This window comes from Salegentibacter salinarum, assembly GCF_900168115.1.
Classification (GTDB): domain Bacteria; phylum Bacteroidota; class Bacteroidia; order Flavobacteriales; family Flavobacteriaceae; genus Salegentibacter; species Salegentibacter salinarum.
Map to the genome: position 1 here is coordinate 188404 of NZ_FUZC01000008.1, position 17969 is coordinate 206372.

Sequence of the window (17969 nt, forward strand, 5' to 3'; positions counted from 1 at the left end):
TTAGAATTATATAATGATGACTAACTATAAATCAATCTTAAGCTTTCTCATTATCAGTCTTATCCTTTTCAGCTGTAAGAACGAATCTGATAAGGAAAAAATAGAACAAAAAGAACCTGATTCAGAAACACTTTCAGAGGAAGCCTTACTGGACACAGTACAGAAGCAAACCCTGAAATATTTCTGGGATTATGCCGAGCCAAATTCAGGAATGGCGCGGGAACGCTACCATCCTGATGGGGAATACCCAAAAGACGACGCACACGTAGTAACAACCGGAGGTTCCGGTTTTGGATTAATGGCCATTGTTGCCGGGATGGAACGGGAATGGATTCCGCGGGACTCAGCCGTTGCTCGTTTAGATAAGATCGCCAATTTCTTAGATAATGCTCCCAGATTTCACGGGGTTTGGGCGCACTGGTTAAACGGGGAAACCGGAGAAACCCAGGCATTTAGTGATAAAGATAATGGGGGAGACCTTGTGGAAACTTCATTTTTAGCCCAGGGCTTTATCGTGGTTAGGGAATATTTAAAGAACGGTAACGAAGAAGAACAAGCTGTTGCGGCCAAATACGACGAACTTTGGAAGGGTATAGAGTGGGAATGGTACACAAACAATAAAGACGGACTTTACTGGCACTGGTCACCGGATTATGAGTGGGAAATGGACTTTATGATTGAAGGTTATAACGAGTGTTTGATCACTTATGTAATGGCTGCTTCTTCTCCCGATCACGCTATTGAACCTTCCGCTTATCACAAAGGTTGGGCTCGAGGTGGAGATATTGTGACCGATAAAGAAGCATACGGAATTCCCCTTATTTTAAAGCACAATACCCGCGGTGATAAAGCTGGTCCTCTTTTTTGGGCGCACTATTCTTACTTAGGATTAAATCCAAAAGGTCTTGAAGATAAATATGCGAATTACTGGGATTTGAATGTAAATCACACAAAGATCAACTATGAATACACGCAAGAGAATCCTAATGATTTTGAAACTTACAATGAAAATTCCTGGGGCTTAACCGCCAGTTATACCCGAAATGAAGACGATGGAATAGGTTATACCGCGCATTCGCCAGATGATGACAAAGGAGTGGTTTCTCCAACCGCAGCAATTAGTTCAATTCCGTATACCCCGGAACTTTCCCTGGGCGCTATGAGATATTTCTTTGAAGATCAAAATGAGTTGCTTTGGGGGCCGGCCGGATTTTACGACGCATATAGTCTTGAGGGCGAAAATTGGGTTGCCCCAAAATATTTGGCTATAGACCAGGGCCCTCAAGTTGTAATGATAGAAAATTATCGCTCCGGTCTTATCTGGGACTTGTTTATGGGCGCTCCGGAAGTACAAAAAGGATTGGAAAATTTAGGATTTAATGTTTCGGAATAATTTCAAGGGATTGGTTTCAATAGGAATTTGGTCTTTAGATTATACTTTTTGATGCTTGTACTTCAGATTCTGTATTATAGTAGGATTTTTTAAACGTATTGTTCAAATAATTGCAAATAATTGAAATAAAGTTTTCCAATAAGTACAGGATAAAAAAATAAAACCGAAATAATTCACACCAAACCTCACAGGTTTCCGAAACCTTTGAGGTTTAAATAAAAGAAAATAATGAAAAAAACATATTTGTACAGTTTAGTTTGTTTTTTGTTAGTGCTGCCATTGTCAGTTACAGCTCAAGATCAGGAAGCCTTTAAGAAAGAAAATTTTATAAAGAATACTGATACCTTAAAGTACCGCATTTTATTTCCGAAGGATTTTTCTGAGGAAAAGGAATATCCGGTGGTTTTATTTCTACACGGGGCAGGGGAGAGAGGTAATGATAACCAAGCTCAATTAACCCACGGAAGTGAATTATTTCTGAATAATCAGGAGAAATTTCCGGCGATTGTGATTTTTCCGCAGGCCCCCAAAGATGATTACTGGGCTAAAGTTGAGGTGAACCGGGATACCATTCCTATGCAATTTGATTTTATAAATAAAGAACCGGCTACTAAATCCTTGCAACTGGTGATGGATTTAATGGAGGAAATCACTTCCAAAGATTATGTAAATAAAGACCGAATTTACCTAGGCGGACTTTCGATGGGGGGAATGGGAACCTTTGAGCTTATTTACAAGAAACCAGAAATGTTCACTGCAGCTTTTGCTATTTGCGGCGGTGCAAATCCGGAAATAGCTAAGGAATATCCGCAAGGTTTCAATATTTGGCTTTTCCACGGAAAAAAAGATGATGTAGTGCTTCCAAAGTATTCAGAAACAATGGCTCGAGCCATTAATCATTATGGCGGTAATGCCAAGCTTTCACTTTATCCAGACGACAATCATAATAGTTGGGATTCAGCTTTTGCCGAACCTAATTTATTGCCCTGGCTGTTTTCCCATACGCGAGCGCAATAGGAGAAACAATCTGACATTTATTAAGCTGTTTAAAACAGAAAAGATGAAATTTTTTAAAAGCCTTCTTACACCCACGGTTTTATTATTCGGTTACCTAATTCAGGCACAGGAAGTGGTTCCGGAAACTTATATCAATCCCCTGGATATAGACTATACCTATATGGTTTATAATTCAAGTAAAAATATATCCTACCGTTCCGGTGCAGATCCTGCGGTAATTGAATATCGGGGTGAATATTACATGTTTGTCACCCGTTCCTTTGGTTACTGGCATTCTAAAGATTTAATTAACTGGGAATTCATAAAACCGGAGAAATGGTTTTTTGAGGGTTCAAACGCCCCGACGGCATTCAATTATAAAGATTCGCTCGTATATTTTGCAGGCGATCCGGCGGGCTATGGAAGTATTCTGTACACCGATGATCCAAAAAGCGGAAAATGGAAACCAACCGCTTCCATTTCCAATAATATTCAGGATTCAGAATTATTTATAGACGATGATGGGGAAACCTATTTGTATTGGGGTTCTTCAAATGTACATCCGCTTAAGGTGAAAATGCTGGATAAAGACGATCGTTTTCTGGAAACCGGAGTACAAAGAGAACTTATTAACCTGGTGGAAGAAGAACACGGCTGGGAACGCTTTGGGGAAAATAATTATCACCCAACTTTAAAAGAAGGATACATGGAAGGTGCCTCCATGACCAAACACAATGGCAAGTATTATTTGCAGTATGCAGCTCCCGGTACGCAGTTTAACGTTTATGCCGATGCTGCTTATGTGGGCGAAAGCCCGCTTGGGCCTTTTAAATACATGAAAAATAATCCTATGAGTTTCAAACCGGGCGGATTTGCTAATGGAGCAGGCCACGGAGTGACCATGAAACAAACCAACGGGCAATACTGGCATTTCGCTACCGTTGCCCTTGCTTCCAATTCTCATTGGGAACGCAGGTTATCTATGTTTCCCACTTATTTTGATGAGGAAGGTCTGATGTACAGCATTACCAGTTATGGAGATTATCCGCTTTTTGGACCAGATCATCCCACAAAAGCTGGACTTCATAATGGATGGATGTTACTTTCTTATAAAGGGAAAGCCACAGTTTCTTCTTCTATGAAGCAGACAAGCAAAAGTACTTCCACCGATGGGGATTTTGACATTACCGAAATGCCGCTGGAAAAAAATAGCGAAGGGGAAATCATTTCGAAATTATTAACCGATGAAAGTCCGAAATCTTTCTGGGTTGCCGAGGCTAATGATGACAAGCAATGGGTGGAGATCGAAATGCTATCTCCCGGAAACATGTATGCTTTTCAGCTGAATTTTCACGATGAAGAATCGGGCATTTATACCCGTACCGAGGGCCTGCGCCACAGGTTCACCCTTGAAGTATCAGAAGATGGGGAAAACTGGGAAACGGTTGTAGATAGAAGTGAAAGTTATGAAGATGCACCGAATGCCTACCTCACGCTTAGCCAACCGGTAAGAGGGAAATTTGTGCGTTACAATAATGTTGAGGTACCGGGACAGAACCTGGCTTTATCAGAAATCAGGGTTTTTGGTAAAGGTTTAGGTAAGAAGCCGGCAAAAGTAAAAGGTTTCGAAATCACCCGTCAGGAAGATCGAAGGGACGCGTCTTTTACTTGGGATCCCGTGAAAGGAGCCCAGGGCTATAATATTCGCTGGGGTATCGCACCAGATAAATTATACCATTCCTGGTTAATTTATGATGAAAACGAACATTTTATGCGCAACCTGGATCGTGATACCAAATATTACTTCAGTATTGAAGCATTTAATGAAAATGGGATTTCAGAAAAAACTGAAGTCCAGGAAGTGAAATAAATAATTATCAATTTATAAAGAATAACCAGTATGAAAAATTTTAATCTGTCAGTCGCTCTGCTCTTTTTTATAGGAGTTTCAAGTCTGTACGCACAGGAAAAAGTTCCACAAGTAGAGGAATTACTAGAGAAAATGACTCTGGAAGAAAAAATAGGACAACTTAATTTACTTACTCCCGGAGGAGGTGTTGCTACAGGATCTGTGGTGAGTGAAGATGTGGAAACGAAAATAAGAAACGGTAATGTTGGAGGCGTTTTTGGTGTTTCCAGTCCCGAAAAAGTTAGACAGGCACAAAAGCTTGCGGTTGAAAATTCCCGTCTCGGAATTCCGTTATTAATCGGGTCTGATGTTATTCACGGTTATAAAACCACTTTCCCGATTCCCCTTGGACTTTCCTCCAGCTGGGATATGGAATTGATAAAAGAAACCGCACAAATAGCAGCAAAAGAAGCGACGGCTGATGGAATTAACTGGAACTTTTCACCAATGGTTGATATAGCTCGCGACCCGAGATGGGGCCGAATAGCAGAAGGTGCCGGGGAGGATCCGTATTTGGGATCTCAGGTCGCCAAAGCCATGGTAGAAGGCTACCAGGGAGACGACTTTACCGCGCCACACACGATGATAGCTACGGTAAAACATTTGGCGCTTTATGGAGCTTCTGAAGCCGGCCGGGATTACAACTCGGTTGATATGAGCAAGATTAAAATGTTCAATGAATATTTGCCACCCTACAAAGCGGCGGTAGATGCGGGTGTAGCCAGTGCGATGACTTCCTTTAATGATATTCACGGGGTTCCGGCGTCGGGAAATAAATGGCTGCTTACCGATTTACTTCGTGACCGGTGGGGTTTTGAAGGCTTTGTAGTTTCAGATTATACTTCGGTAAATGAAATGATCGCCCACGGCATGGGAGATCTTCAGGATGTTTCGGCTTTAGCTATCAACGCCGGACTCGATATGGATATGGTTGGCGAAGGTTTTTTAACCACCTTGAAAAAGTCTGTAGATGAAGGAAAAGTTTCCGAAGAACAAATTACCAAAGCAGCTCGTAGAATTCTGGAAGCCAAACACAAACTTGGGCTTTTAGATAATCCTTATTTATATTCGGATGAAAGCAGGCCCGAAAAGGATATTCTTTCCGAAGAAAACAGAACAGTAGCGCGAAAGGCAGCGAGACAATCCTTTGTGCTGCTTAATAAACACGGAAATACACTTCCATTGGCTAAAGATGCAAAAATTGCTTTGGTAGGACCATTGGCGGATAATAAGAATAATATGCTGGGAACCTGGGCGCCAACCGGGGATCCACAGCTTTCAATTCCGGTTCTGGAAGGTATAAAAAATGTAGCTCCAGATGCTAAAATTTCTTATGCGAAGGGCGCCAATATAAGTAACGATACCACTTTTGCTAAAAATGTAAATGTTTTTGGTCCGCGTATTGAGATTTCGAAGGAATCGCCGGAAACCTTGCTGGAAGAAGCCTTAGAGGTTTCTGAAAATGCCGATGTAATTGTTGCCGTGGTTGGAGAAGCGACTGAAATGAGCGGGGAAGCCGCCAGCAGAACGGACCTTAATATTCCTGAAAGTCAGAAGCACATGATAAGAGAACTGGTAAAAACCGGGAAATCTGTGGTTTTAGTGCTTATGAGTGGTCGCCCGTTGGTGATTTCAGAAGAAATGGAAATGCCGGTAAGTATCCTGCAAGTATGGCATCCCGGTGTGGAGGCAGGGAATGCGATAGCCGATGTGCTTTTTGGAGATTATAATCCTTCAGGAAAATTAACGGCTACCTGGCCCAGAAATGTTGGTCAGATCCCAATTTATTATAGTATGAAAACCACCGGAAGGCCGGCAGCATCACCATCTGAATTTGAAAAATTCAAATCGAATTATTTAGATGTTGAAAATACACCGCAACTACCTTTTGGTTACGGACTTTCCTATACCGAATTTGAATATGGGGAAACTACAGCGAGTTCAGATGAATTAAGTCAATCCGGAAGCATTACCATCACTACCACAATTACCAATACCGGTGAATACGATGGAGAGGAAGTGGTGCAATTGTACACGCACGATAAAGTAAGAAGTATCACACCGCCAATGAAAGAATTAAAAGCCTTTAAAAAGATAAGTTTAAAGAAAGGAGAATCTAAAGAGGTGAGTTTTGAAATCACTGTAGAAGATTTGAAATTCTATAATGCAGATTTGGAATTTGTAGTTGAACCTGGCGAATTCGAATTTTTCGTGGCCGGAAGTTCAGATCACGAATTTACGGGAAGTTTTACTGTAGGGGAGTAGATTTTTATTAATGCTAAAATCCGGGTGATACCCTACTATCTCCGGATATTGAATCCTGCTTCGGCGGGATTTTTTTGTTATAGGGTTTTACAAGGAAAATATAACCCGGTATCTATGCTCCTCTGGAGCGCTTTTGGAAAATACATTTAGGACATTATAGATATTCTGCCCCTACGGGGCTTTCTCTTTATAAAGCCTCAGCGAGGTGGGATATTTATAGAAAAATGAGCAAAACTGCAACAGAGCTCCAACGGAGCGAAATCATTTCTGTTATAATTCTTTCAGTTTAATTCCGGGTAATTTTTTATTTCCAGACTTCAGTTTGCTGTTTTTCTTCATTTAAAAACACCGAATTAAAAAACTCAAAAACTTCAGGAAAATAGTCAAAAGGCATTCCCGAATGTTCGTGTTTTCCTCCTTCAAAACTATAAAGTAGATAAGAAGTATTCAATTTTCTCAGTTTTTCGGTAATGGATTTGGAACCGTCCAGCATTATATATCCGGGTTGGCGGCGGTCACACCAATGGTGCGGGCCGGTGGCGTAGGGAACAAGGTTGTCTTCGGTTCCGTGGAAAAATACTCCGGGAATTGCATTTTCTTCAGTAATATACCGTGCATCTACAATGGCGCCTGCAAGGGAGAAAACACCCGTAAAATTGAAGTCCTTGTAATTTGAAAAATCATCAAACATAAGGCGTTCGTTATAAACCGCGTTAAGAACCGCTTCAGCCCCGGCGCTGCTTCCGCCTGCAATTATTTTTGAAGGATTTATACTATATTTTTCCTGATTCTTGACCATAAAATTAACCGCATCCATAAAATCTTCAGCAGCCAGTTTAAAGGTTTCCATTTTTCCGGAAGCTTCGTAATCACAACCAAAAGATTGTCCTTTTCGGGTTAACCGATAAGAAATCTGTACGGCTACATAGCCTTTTTTAGCCGCGCTTTCGGCAAAATTTACTTCCCCAGGGTTAGTTCGGGTTCCGCCTGAAAATCCGCCGCCGTGCATAAAAATAATTAGTGGTCTTTGCTGCATCGTATCATTTTTTGGCTGATAAATATCCAACTTTAAAGCATCCCCATTTTTGGTTGCGTAGGTTTTAGTTTCAGTGTCTTTTAACTCAAAAGAATCGTCTGTAAATCGTTGCTGAGCTGAAATTGAAAAGCTTAGCAGGAAGAGACCGATAAAAATCAGGTTTTTCATAAATGAATTATAATTTAGCGTCTCAAGATACTTAATTTTGCAGGGAGAATAAGTGGGGATTTTAAATTTAATATTTTATCTTCGCTGCGGAAATATGATTTCCACCTGTACTGAAATAAATTCAGTATAGGCTCCGGAAATGACACTAAAAAGTTATGAGTTTACAGGATAAAGTAATGGCAGAGATGAAAGCTGCTATGAAAGCTAAAGACAGCGAAAAGCTTGAAGCTTTACGATCGGTTAAAAGTGCGATTTTATTAGCCAATACTGAAAGCGCTGCAAAGGACGGTTTGACTGAGGACGAAGAACTTAAAATTTTACAGAAACTTGTAAAGCAACGTAAGGAAAGCGCTGCGATTTACCGGGAGCAAAACAGGGCAGATTTAGCCGAACCGGAAGAGAAACAAGCGGCCGTGATCGAATCTTTTTTACCAGAGCAGTTAAGCGAAGCTGAAATTGAAGCCAAAGTAGATGAAATTATCGCCAAAACCGGAGCCAGCGGAATGCAGGATATGGGAAAGGTGATGGGAATGGCCAGCAACGAATTAGCCGGCAAAGCTGACGGAAAAACGATTTCTACAATTGTAAAAAGTAAATTGAGTAAATAAATATTGAGACCTCCAAGGTTTCCAAAACCTGTGAGGTCTTGTAAAGGCCCCGTGGCGCAACTGAATAGCGCATCAGATTTCGGCTCTGAGGGTTGCAGGTTTGAATCCTGCCGGGGTCACTTTTAAGATTAACAAATCTTATCAAAACCGCGCAAATCTTATGATTAGCGCGGTTTTTTAGGTTTTGGGTTTTTATTTTATTTAATAATATTTAAAGGGAAATGAGAACTAAAAGGTTACCTTAAAATGTAACCTAAGGTTACATTTTAAGGTAAAAGCTTATATTTGAACTTGTATTGTTGATTTGACTTCATCTGATTATTAAATGTTTAATTTAAAGATGACAGCAATGCGAACTAAAAACACATTTTCAGTACATTTTTGGGTGAAACCCACAAATGAAAAGATTAACAATGGAATTATTTATGTTAGGATTACTGTGAACCAAAGAAGGGTTCTTGTCAGTTTAAAGCGTAAAATTTCATTTGATCTATGGGATCCTTCGAAAAAAAGGGCAAAGGGCACTTCTTCAGAGGTAAAACAAATAAATCATTATTTAGAATCTGCAAAATCCCGAATTTTCCAATGTTACCAAGAATTGAATTCAAAAGGAAAGAAAGTAACCGCTCAGCTAATTAAAGCCACCTACCTGGGAGAAGTTGAAAACTCTAAATCACTTCGAGATCTTATTGAATACCATTCAAGAAAAATCAAGAACACGCACGCTGCAGGTTCAATTCGAAATTATAGAGTTTCTGAGAAATACTTCTTTAAATTTTTGAATAAGGAACGGAAAACCTCTGATATTTATCTAAAGGAACTCGACTATAAGTTCCTCTGCGATTTTGAAGATTTTCTTGGTGGTTACTATCCAAAAAGGCATCCAAAAGCTATGGGACATAATACCATTATGAAGCATATTCAGCGCTTACGAAAAATGGTTACACTAGCTTATAATATGGAATGGATAGATAAAGATCCTTTTCGCCGTTGGAAAAATACTTTTGAGAAAAAAGATCGGGAATTTTTAACAGTTGGTGAGTTGTCTAATTTGGAAACTTATGAGTTCCTAGTAGAAAGGCTTGACCGTGTTCGCGATCTATTTGTCTTCAGTTGTTATACAGGTATCAGTTACACTGATATAATGAAGCTTACTAAAGATAATATTACCATTGGTCTAGATAGAAATAAATGGATAATTTCGAAAAGGCAAAAAACCAATACACCAATTAAAGTACCCTTATTAGATCCTGTTTTAGAACTTATAAAGAAATACGAAGATCATCCTATGACCTTAGTCTCAGGAACCTTATTACCTAAAATTACGAATGAGAAATTAAACGTTTACTTAAAAGAAGTTGCTATTCTATGCGGAATAAAGAAAAATTTGACCTTTCATATGGCTAGACATACATTTGCAACTACGGTTACTTTAAGTAATGGTGTACCAATAGAAACAGTTTCCAAACTCTTAGGACATACCAAAATTTCTACAACTCAAATTTATGCTAGAGTTTTAGAAAACAAGATTAGTCAGGACATGATTGCTCTACGTGGAATTCTGAAACAGAAAAAAGATGAAGATTCCACTCAAAGTCCAAATGTTGCATCTTTCTCCATATATCTCGGGGCAATAGGATTTACCCGATGAATTATTTTATCAAAAGAAAGTATATAAAATTTTAAATTTTGACTTTTAAATAGGGGAAAAGCCATTTCGGTAATCTCAAAGTCTTTATAGTCGTGTATAAGTCCGCAGAAAGAATTTCGGCTAAAATGTTCGAGAAGATTATAGACTACACTTTCTGTCTTTCCACTACCTGCAGCACCAATTACAGAAACTCCACGCTTAATATTATTGATTTTAAAGGAACCGCTTTGAGTTTTAAATTGAACTTGGTATTTAGTTTCGGTATTTGATATTTCTTTTTTGGGTATAAAAACATAAAGAACCGTATTACTTAAGATAAGAGGGCATCCTAAGTAAAGGGCAATATTCGCTATTTCTTTTAGTGAAGGATCATCCGGTAAAAGTGCCCAAAGGAACAAACTACATACTAGTAGATTCTTAGGAAATGCAAAAGAGGTGATTTTATACATTCGGAAGAAAATCCCGCTCCCGATTGCGATGCACAATATAATATTGAGGATATTTATTTCCATAATACTTTTCGTTTAAATCCCTATTGATGCAGATCTTGAAGCTGTTAGGATGCTTTTTTGAATTGTTTTTATCAGTTTCACGCTTAGCTGGGCTTTAGAAAGAGGAATTACAGGCGGCAAGGGGATTCCTGTTTCCCTTAGTATTTTTATTGCCAGGGCTTTTTCAGATGCGGGCAATCCCATAATAGCGGAAAAATATGTTTTCGGGCTCTTTACAAAATCTTTCCTCGCCCGGTAAGTTTCTACAAAATTACGTTGATACTGAAATTGCTTATCAAATGTCTTTTCTGCTTTTTGGAAAAAATCATCCCTGTTAAATCCTCTTTTTACCAATTTACCATTCATTAGAACTTCAGATGATTTGTACTTGCTCCCAGGAGATAGACTATGGGAATTGGAAATATCCTTTCGGCTTATTATAATATGGATGTGATTCTGATTTCCGTCTTTAAGCATTCCCTGGACAATACGCTGGCCGTTTTGCTGGTGGGGAGCTTCCCTTTCCAGTTTAAGGATCTGCAGTTCTATGGCTTTAATATCCCCCTCCAACTCGCCATGTTCGATCTTTCGAACCTCATTTTTCAGCTGCAATATTTTGGAAGCATAAGGTTGGTTCTCCTTTACCTGAAAGTCAGTTCCTTTGAATGCTCTATGATGTTCGATTTTTGCGAAATATTTAATATCGTTTACATTAATTGGTCTGCTATTAATCTCGCGATTGAAACTGGAGGCATAATCTTTCATAATTGCCCTGGTGTATTGCTTTAAAGCTTCAGAACTGTTTTGTAGTTTTTTCAATTCATATTGCGAAGGGTTTACTGTTATGGAGTAAAATTTCGGTTCATTCTTTTCCAGTTTAGCGGTATTGGCATCTATTTCCTTTACAACCTCTTCCGGAGAAATTTCATCTTCTTCCTGATTAAAGAAAAGCTCCTGATCCCTTTCTTCTATACCCGGAATCTGATTTTCTTTTTCTAGATAATCAACATAATCTGCAGCACTTTGAGAATAATTTGCGCCTAATTTCTGTGGTGTGATGGTGATATACATAATTAATTATTTATAAAAATCGGGATGTGTATCGTCTTGCTCATAATCTCTTTTGCGATTTTCGTAGTTATTTTTGGAATCAGCAGCTTCCATTAGTGCTTCCAAAATGCCTAAAGTGGGGTTTACTTTATTCTTCTCCATATCCTTCAAAATTGCGATTACTGCATTTATTCTTTTTTTGATAAGGTTTTCCAGAGTCTCCATTTTTGGACCCATCATTTCATTTGGAGAAATACTATTCATTTCAAAAAAATCAACCATCGATAATAGTGTCATTGATTGAGATTTAGATAAAGACCGGCTGAACCGTCTAAATTTTTTAGCTACGGAAGTCTTGATCTTAAGAGTCTCGAACTTCTCTTTTTTATATTCTTCATCCATTTTTTAGTAAATTTTCTGCCATTTCTCAATGGGTTTCAAAGGTTTTTAGTAATAAAGCAACTTCATTTTAATTTTGACCCTTGAATAAAATTATTTAAATAACTGGTAAACAGTTATTTGTGTTTAAAAAGGTGATTCTTAACGGGGTTCTGCCCGTTACCCTCTTGCTTTACCTTTTCGCTTTACCTTTTCGTCCCGCAGGGACAAAAATTTCGACTATTAAATAGAATTTAATAGTTCTTTAATAAGTGAGAAACTGAATCCTATTCTTTAAGATTAAAAAAGAAAATTTTTAAAGTTAAGTGTAGGGAATTGGAAGAAGCATTGAGAATTATTTAAAATGAATAACAATCAGAAGTTTATAATCCGTTTTAAAACATTCTAATGATCCACTATTACCTTTTTTCATGCTATTAAACTTTCAAGATTTAGAAATTGAAAACTTATAAAAAGGGAGCGCAGGTATCGGTTTTATGCAGTCGGGGCTAATTTATAAATCTTGGAATTTTGTATTACAGAAAAAGGTAGTGGTAGTGAAGGTTCGGAGTACTTCAAATAGTAAATGCAAGAGTAGGGAAGGAGCAGGAAGTGGAATTACATTAATTATGAAATTTAAAATGAGGACTTAAGCGAAAAATCAGAACCAGGAATGCAGCGTTTTCGCCATTTGTGCGGAATAAGCGAAATGTGAGGTAACGTTTTTTCACTTGTGTCCGGTATTTGTGAATGAAGCTCTTTAGCCTAGAGGTACGAAAGACTAATGTGCTGAATGGGGTAATGGATTGTACATTTAAATACAACAATTATTTAATTCCTATATTTATTCTTAATTTATTGTTAATAAGTATAGGCGGGAAAATTAACCCGGAACCTGATAATTTTTAAATTTGGAGTCCCTACACAATAACAATTAAAAGTTTTTTTACCGAAACCTAAATCGGACTCTATTTAAGAGTTATGGTTTCATTTTTCTGAAATTTTTCAGAAAGAATAAAATAAGCCCGGTGGAAATTTATAACAATTTTACGAGGGTATATTAAAACAGACAACTCATTGCTGATTTGGATCATTAATGTGATTGACGGGGGCGAAGCCGTGTTTTTTATGGTTATTTTAGAGTTAAAATTTGAAAATAGGTTTAATAACTCCTTTATAAACACTTATTGGTATTGGACAGGTTTATAGAATTTTGCTTTTTTCCATATAAGCTTGCCAGGTTACAAGAATATATTTCTTTTTTCCGTTTTCATACCGGGTTAGAAAGCCAAATTCGTATACAAAAAGGTAAACTTCCTTTTTACTGTTTTTCCAATAATGAGTAAAGAAATTAGGATCGAAACCGTGTTGTTTTAAAATGTCAGCTCTAACCGTGGCTTTCCCTGCTTTGTTGAAGCTTTTTAAAATTCTTCGATTAGTTTTTAATTGACGGTCTACTTTTGCATAAAATCCGGCAGCGCCTTCTTTCGTTTTTTGATAATGCCAGGCACTTTTGCAATAGGGATCGCAAAACTTTTTATCTGGACGGCCTTCCAATTTTTTATTACAGGCCAGGCAATATTTTACAGTTTCCATAATTTCAAAAGCCGTTTTAGTCGTATAATATACGGATAATAAACGTTTTAGGGTTTAAGTCTGTTTACATTTATATAGCAATAAATGTGCAGGCCATATGGATAGGAAATATATTACATTAAAGAATTTAATCATTGATAAGAAAAAATGTATAGGATTAAAATTCTTTACCGATAAAGTAGTGCAGGCTCTGGTAAATGATTTACCCGATGTACAATGGAGTGAGAAGTTCCGCATGAATTATATTTTAAACACACCCGAGAACCTGGAGCTTATATTTAAGACCTTCCGAGGGGTTGCCTGGATCAATTGCAGTCATTTTTATTCTAATGCAAGTTTTGGTCGTGAGGAAGAGCCTGTAAACATTCAACAGCTGCAAAATAGGGAAGAGGTAAGTGGAAAGCGATATTGCCCTGGAAGCTACCTTAGAAAGTTAGAATTAAAGCGGTATGCCAATAGCACGATCAAAACCTATGTTTCTTGTTTCGAAACTTTCATAAATCATTACAGTGATAGGGAGATAAAGGATTTGAATGAAGAAGATATAAGATTGTACCTTCAAAAGTTGATACGAGAGGATTTCTCTCATTCTTATATTAACCAGGCCATTAATGCTATTAAATTTTATTATGAAGTGGTACTGGAAATGCCCAATAGATTTTATTCCATAGAACGTCCAAGACCTATAGAGCAATTGCCGAAAGTACTGGCTAAAGAGGAAATAATGGCTATTATTGAGCATACTAATAATATTAAGCACCGATGTATAGTAGGTTTGCTTTATTCGGCCGGTTTAAGAAGAATTGAGCTCTTAAATTTAAAATTGGACGATATAGATAGTAAGAGAATGGTAATTAAGGTAAGATCGGGCAAGGGGAATAAAGATAGGTTTACAATCCTAAGCGAAAAACTACTTGGTGACCTACGAAAATACTATAAAGAATGGCGACCGACTAATTTTTTGTTTGAAGGCCCGGGTAGGAAAGCTTATAGTCCCGAAGTGTTTCGAGTATAGTAAAGAATGCTGCAGAGAAAGCGAAGATTAAGAAGAGAGTGACACCTCATATGTTACGACATTCCTTTGCCACCCACTTGTTAGAGAGTGGAACCGATTTACGGTATATTCAGGTACTCCTGGGACATAGAAGCACCAAGACTACCGAAATATACACGCACGTGGCCACTAATATTTTTTTAAAGATCAAAAATCCGCTAGATTAGCTGAAGTAAAGACATAAAAGATATAAATGTAATACTACATTTATACGTACGTTGCCAACAATTATGAAAAACACTCTCACTTTCATTTTGCTGACTTTAATTTTTCTGTGTAGCTGTAATAAGCCTAAGCAGAAAACAACTGACAATACGCCTATTTCGGATTATTATTCATCTGACTATATTGCTTTTCAAGGCAAGGATAATTTTGAAGTTATCAATATTGATTCCCTATCAAATTTTTCAGATTTAAGCATTACTATAGATGAAATGAATTGTGATAATAAAATTCCAGGTCTGACTTTTTCATTAGATAAGTCCCAATATAACTTTGTTGGGTGTTCAGATTGTAAAAAAGCAAAACTTAAGAGTTGCAAAGGAGCAAGTAGTTTTATATTCATTGAAAACGATTCAATAATTAGAGATCTCGCAACTAAAAAGAAAATTCATATTTCAGATTTACACAAAGTCTTGAATGAAATTAATAACGGTGAATATAAGTACAGAACCGGAAAAAGCTCTGATTTTCCAATTATCTTAAATCTCAACGTAGACAATAAACTTCCAATTTCAATGACAAAAAATGTATTAAGTATAATAATTGGAGAATTCGAACAAATTCATCAATCATACAAAATTTTAAAATATAACTACGAAATTCATTTTGAACCCTACGAAGTACTCTAGTAGGAATAATAAAACTGTTGGCAACATTATATAAAAACAATGCTCAATTCAGTCTCAAATCCACACATTCTGCTCGATTGCTTAGCGGATTGTCCTGCGGACAATCACGCCGGCCAGCTCGCACAGTTTTTATACGAGACGTTACCCGCAAGCAAAAAAATACGATGAGAAAAACTTTTCAAATGCTAATTCTTGGACTTCTAATGATGGGATGCAAGGAGAGAGTGTCGGACCAAAAAGAATCTGAAAAAAAGGTACAATTCAATCAAGGATTGGTGCAGGAACTACAAGAAATGGCTCAAATTGACCAATTGGCGGCATCAAATGCTTTTCCACCTGAAAAATATTCACAGCTTTCACAAGAAGAGTGGGAGGCATATAAAGATAGTATTTTCAGACATCATCAGAAACGAGCTGAGAAAATGCTAGATAAATATGGTTTTATTGGGTACGACCTGGCTGGGAAAGAGGGGTCGAGAAACTTCTGGTTGATAGTCCAACATTCAGATCATAATCCAGACTTTCAAAATGAGGCTTTAGAGAAAATGGAAATAGAAGTAAAAAAGGAAAATGCAGAACCTAGTAGTTTCGGACTTTTAGTGGACCGCGTAAAGTTAAACACTGGAGAAAAGCAGATATATGGTACACAGGTAGCTTACGATACCGTCACTGGACAAGCATATCCAAGAAAATTAGCAGACAGCGCAAACGTGAACCAGAGGCGAAAGTCTCTTGGTCTTGAGCCACTTGAAATTTACTTGAACAGAATGTCAGAGATGCATTTTGAGATGAATAAAAAAAGATATATTAAAAAAGGTATAACCGAACCAAAATTATATAAAGTCTCTGAGATGCCTGCGGGTAACAACATATAAAAACAATGCTCAAATCAGTCTTGAATCGAAAGTCCGTGCTCGCTTGCAACGCCTGATTGTCCTGCGGACAATCAAGCTCGCCAGCTCGCACAGTTTTTATACGAGACGTTAGCATACATTAAAACCAACCAACTATGAAAAAAATTCAATTACTCTTTAAAAAATGCATTCAGGATTCTCAAGATTATGGGAGCGACAATGAACATATGATTTCCCGGATCTTCTATGAAGTGGATGGAGTAGACTATGAATGCAATGTCCGACAACCCTACGGGGAAAGTTTCTCATTTGATGAGGATCCGATTGAAGTAGAGGCTCCAAAAGAGTTAGGAAAAAAGATCAACTACGGACAATTTCGTGACGAAGTCGAGAATTATTACAAGCAGATAGTCGGATCATCGGGGAGAGGAATAAATATCCAGGGAGGGACAAATATTCGGATGCAAAATAACACTTTTGAAATGGAATATCGGACTGAGATAGACGAAGCCGGCTACTCTGGCGGATGGTAAAACGTATGCTAACAACATATAAAAACAATGCTTAAGCCTGTCTCAAATCGAAACTCCGTGCTCGCTTGCTACGCTTGATTGTCCTGCGGACAATCAAGCTCGCCAGCTCGCACAGTTTTTATACGAGACGTTGTGCAAAATTTAAATTAATAAGAACTATGAATAAAATCTTACTGATTACAGTATTTACGTTAACAAGCCTTAATTTCTATAGCCAGTCTAATAAAGACGAATTACTGGAAAAGGATATAGCAGGTATAGTTGAAGAAATAAAATTTATGTATCACTATGATCAAGCAACTCGGGAATACTTACATTTTCAGACTTTTGATAAAAATATAACTGACAGCATCGAAAGTTTAAGTAAAGAAATGAGGGACAATCGAAGTAATTTCACTCCTGTAAATTCTGATTCTTTAAAAAACAAAATTTGGAACACCTATATTAATCCTATGGATCAAATCCATACAGAACGTATGATTGAAATAACGCAAAAGTACGGTTTTCCTTCCGCTCAAAGGTTAAAGAAATTTTCAAAAGATTCAATTGATTTCAATCCACTTATCTTACTAATTCACTCGCCATCTAGATTTTCTAAAGAACTGATTGAAATTGCAGAATACGAAAAAAGCAAAGACAGAATTAAAAAATGTGATTTCGGATACTTACTTTGGCATTTAAAGGGGCGGTCTGATTTCCAACCAATGTTGGATAAAGGGTACGAAATGGCAAAAAATGAAGATGGAACCTTTAGCTTAAAAGCAGTAGACTGTGAATAAAAACTTTGCACAACAATATATCCTATGAAAAGCAATAAGTCCTTCTCTCAAATTTAATATTTTATTTTCTAATTATTTCATTTTGATGATGTTTTTGGAGTGTTGAAATGTTGGCAAGTCTTTTCAGCCCTTGCTTACTTGTCAATATTTCAATACTTATAACCTGCTCCGCATCCTATATGTGGTCCTCGCCCTGGCGAAGCCACCAGCATCATTATGATTTTGATTATAAAACCTGTCCACTAGCTAAAAAATGTGATCCTTAATTGGCCACGTACACTGTTTTGTGATACAGGCTGAAATTGGTTTTGAGCTGGTTAGTATTATTTTTTGTTTTTTATGCAACAACTCCTATTT

General features: G+C 37.5%; 15 protein-coding genes, 1 tRNA gene and 1 pseudogene. 12 read left to right on the top strand and 5 right to left on the bottom strand.

Going from position 1 to position 17969, the window contains the following annotated elements:
• Positions 1 to 16: 16 nt before the first annotated feature.
• The 4 genes from B5X53_RS11575 (at position 17) to bglX (ending at position 6563) form a co-directional block, all read left to right on the top strand.
• Positions 17 to 1393 (top strand): glucoamylase family protein, encoded by a 1377-nt coding sequence (locus tag B5X53_RS11575; protein WP_079713381.1) that lies wholly within the window; start codon positions 17 to 19, stop codon positions 1391 to 1393.
• A gap of 228 nt (positions 1394 to 1621) precedes the next feature.
• Positions 1622 to 2410: a carboxylesterase family protein gene (locus tag B5X53_RS11580; RefSeq protein ID WP_079713382.1), complete on the top strand. Its 789-nt coding sequence runs from the start codon at positions 1622 to 1624 to the stop codon at positions 2408 to 2410.
• A 43-nt stretch (positions 2411 to 2453) separates the two neighbouring features.
• Positions 2454 to 4259, top strand: coding sequence for a family 43 glycosylhydrolase (locus B5X53_RS11585; protein WP_079713383.1), 1806 nt, complete (start codon positions 2454 to 2456; stop codon positions 4257 to 4259).
• A 30-nt stretch (positions 4260 to 4289) separates the two neighbouring features.
• A complete protein-coding gene (gene bglX, locus B5X53_RS11590; RefSeq protein ID WP_079713384.1) occupies positions 4290 to 6563 on the top strand; it encodes a beta-glucosidase BglX in 2274 nt (757 codons plus the stop codon).
• A 304-nt stretch (positions 6564 to 6867) separates the two neighbouring features.
• Here the strand turns inward: bglX and B5X53_RS11595 are convergent, their stop codons facing one another.
• Positions 6868 to 7767 carry an alpha/beta hydrolase gene (locus B5X53_RS11595; RefSeq protein WP_079713385.1) on the bottom strand — a complete coding sequence of 300 codons (900 nt, stop codon included), beginning with the start codon at positions 7765 to 7767 and terminating at the stop codon, positions 6868 to 6870.
• A gap of 176 nt (positions 7768 to 7943) precedes the next feature.
• Here B5X53_RS11595 and B5X53_RS11600 point away from each other — a divergent pair, with 176 nt between their 5' ends.
• The 3 genes from B5X53_RS11600 to B5X53_RS11610 all read left to right on the top strand — a co-directional run bounded on the left by B5X53_RS11600 (position 7944) and on the right by B5X53_RS11610 (position 10026).
• Positions 7944 to 8375: a GatB/YqeY domain-containing protein gene (locus B5X53_RS11600; RefSeq protein ID WP_394365769.1), complete on the top strand. Its 432-nt coding sequence runs from the start codon at positions 7944 to 7946 to the stop codon at positions 8373 to 8375.
• Positions 8376 to 8420: 45 nt separating this feature from the next.
• A tRNA-Arg gene (locus B5X53_RS11605) sits at positions 8421 to 8494 on the top strand.
• A 230-nt stretch (positions 8495 to 8724) separates the two neighbouring features.
• A complete protein-coding gene (locus B5X53_RS11610; RefSeq protein WP_198550790.1) occupies positions 8725 to 10026 on the top strand; it encodes a site-specific integrase in 1302 nt (433 codons plus the stop codon).
• Here B5X53_RS11610 and B5X53_RS11615 read toward each other — a convergent pair.
• From B5X53_RS11615 to B5X53_RS11630, 4 genes are all read right to left on the bottom strand, one after another.
• Complete coding sequence (locus B5X53_RS11615; RefSeq protein WP_143533260.1) at positions 9966 to 10538, bottom strand: hypothetical protein; 573 nt, start codon at positions 10536 to 10538, stop codon at positions 9966 to 9968. The genes B5X53_RS11610 and B5X53_RS11615 overlap by 61 nt on opposite strands.
• A gap of 12 nt (positions 10539 to 10550) precedes the next feature.
• Positions 10551 to 11588 (bottom strand): MobB family relaxase, encoded by a 1038-nt coding sequence (gene mobB, locus B5X53_RS11620; RefSeq protein ID WP_079713388.1) that lies wholly within the window; start codon positions 11586 to 11588, stop codon positions 10551 to 10553.
• A 6-nt stretch (positions 11589 to 11594) separates the two neighbouring features.
• Positions 11595 to 11969 carry a BfmA/BtgA family mobilization protein gene (locus tag B5X53_RS11625; RefSeq protein WP_079713389.1) on the bottom strand — a complete coding sequence of 125 codons (375 nt, stop codon included), beginning with the start codon at positions 11967 to 11969 and terminating at the stop codon, positions 11595 to 11597.
• A gap of 1179 nt (positions 11970 to 13148) precedes the next feature.
• On the bottom strand, positions 13149 to 13541 hold the full coding sequence (locus B5X53_RS11630; RefSeq protein ID WP_079713390.1) for a hypothetical protein: 393 nt from the start codon (positions 13539 to 13541) through the stop codon (positions 13149 to 13151).
• Between the two features lie 97 nt (positions 13542 to 13638).
• Here B5X53_RS11630 and xerA point away from each other — a divergent pair.
• The 5 genes and pseudogenes from xerA (at position 13639) to B5X53_RS11655 (ending at position 17612) form a co-directional block, all read left to right on the top strand.
• A pseudogene (xerA, locus tag B5X53_RS11635) lies at positions 13639 to 14762 on the top strand (site-specific tyrosine recombinase/integron integrase).
• Positions 14763 to 14825: 63 nt separating this feature from the next.
• Positions 14826 to 15446 (top strand): hypothetical protein, encoded by a 621-nt coding sequence (locus B5X53_RS11640; RefSeq protein ID WP_079713391.1) that lies wholly within the window; start codon positions 14826 to 14828, stop codon positions 15444 to 15446.
• A 164-nt stretch (positions 15447 to 15610) separates the two neighbouring features.
• A complete protein-coding gene (locus tag B5X53_RS11645; RefSeq protein WP_079713392.1) occupies positions 15611 to 16321 on the top strand; it encodes a DUF6624 domain-containing protein in 711 nt (236 codons plus the stop codon).
• A 134-nt stretch (positions 16322 to 16455) separates the two neighbouring features.
• Positions 16456 to 16833 (top strand): hypothetical protein, encoded by a 378-nt coding sequence (locus tag B5X53_RS11650; protein WP_079713393.1) that lies wholly within the window; start codon positions 16456 to 16458, stop codon positions 16831 to 16833.
• Between the two features lie 158 nt (positions 16834 to 16991).
• Positions 16992 to 17612 carry a hypothetical protein gene (locus B5X53_RS11655; RefSeq protein ID WP_079713394.1) on the top strand — a complete coding sequence of 207 codons (621 nt, stop codon included), beginning with the start codon at positions 16992 to 16994 and terminating at the stop codon, positions 17610 to 17612.
• The last annotated feature ends 357 nt before the right edge of the window (positions 17613 to 17969 follow it).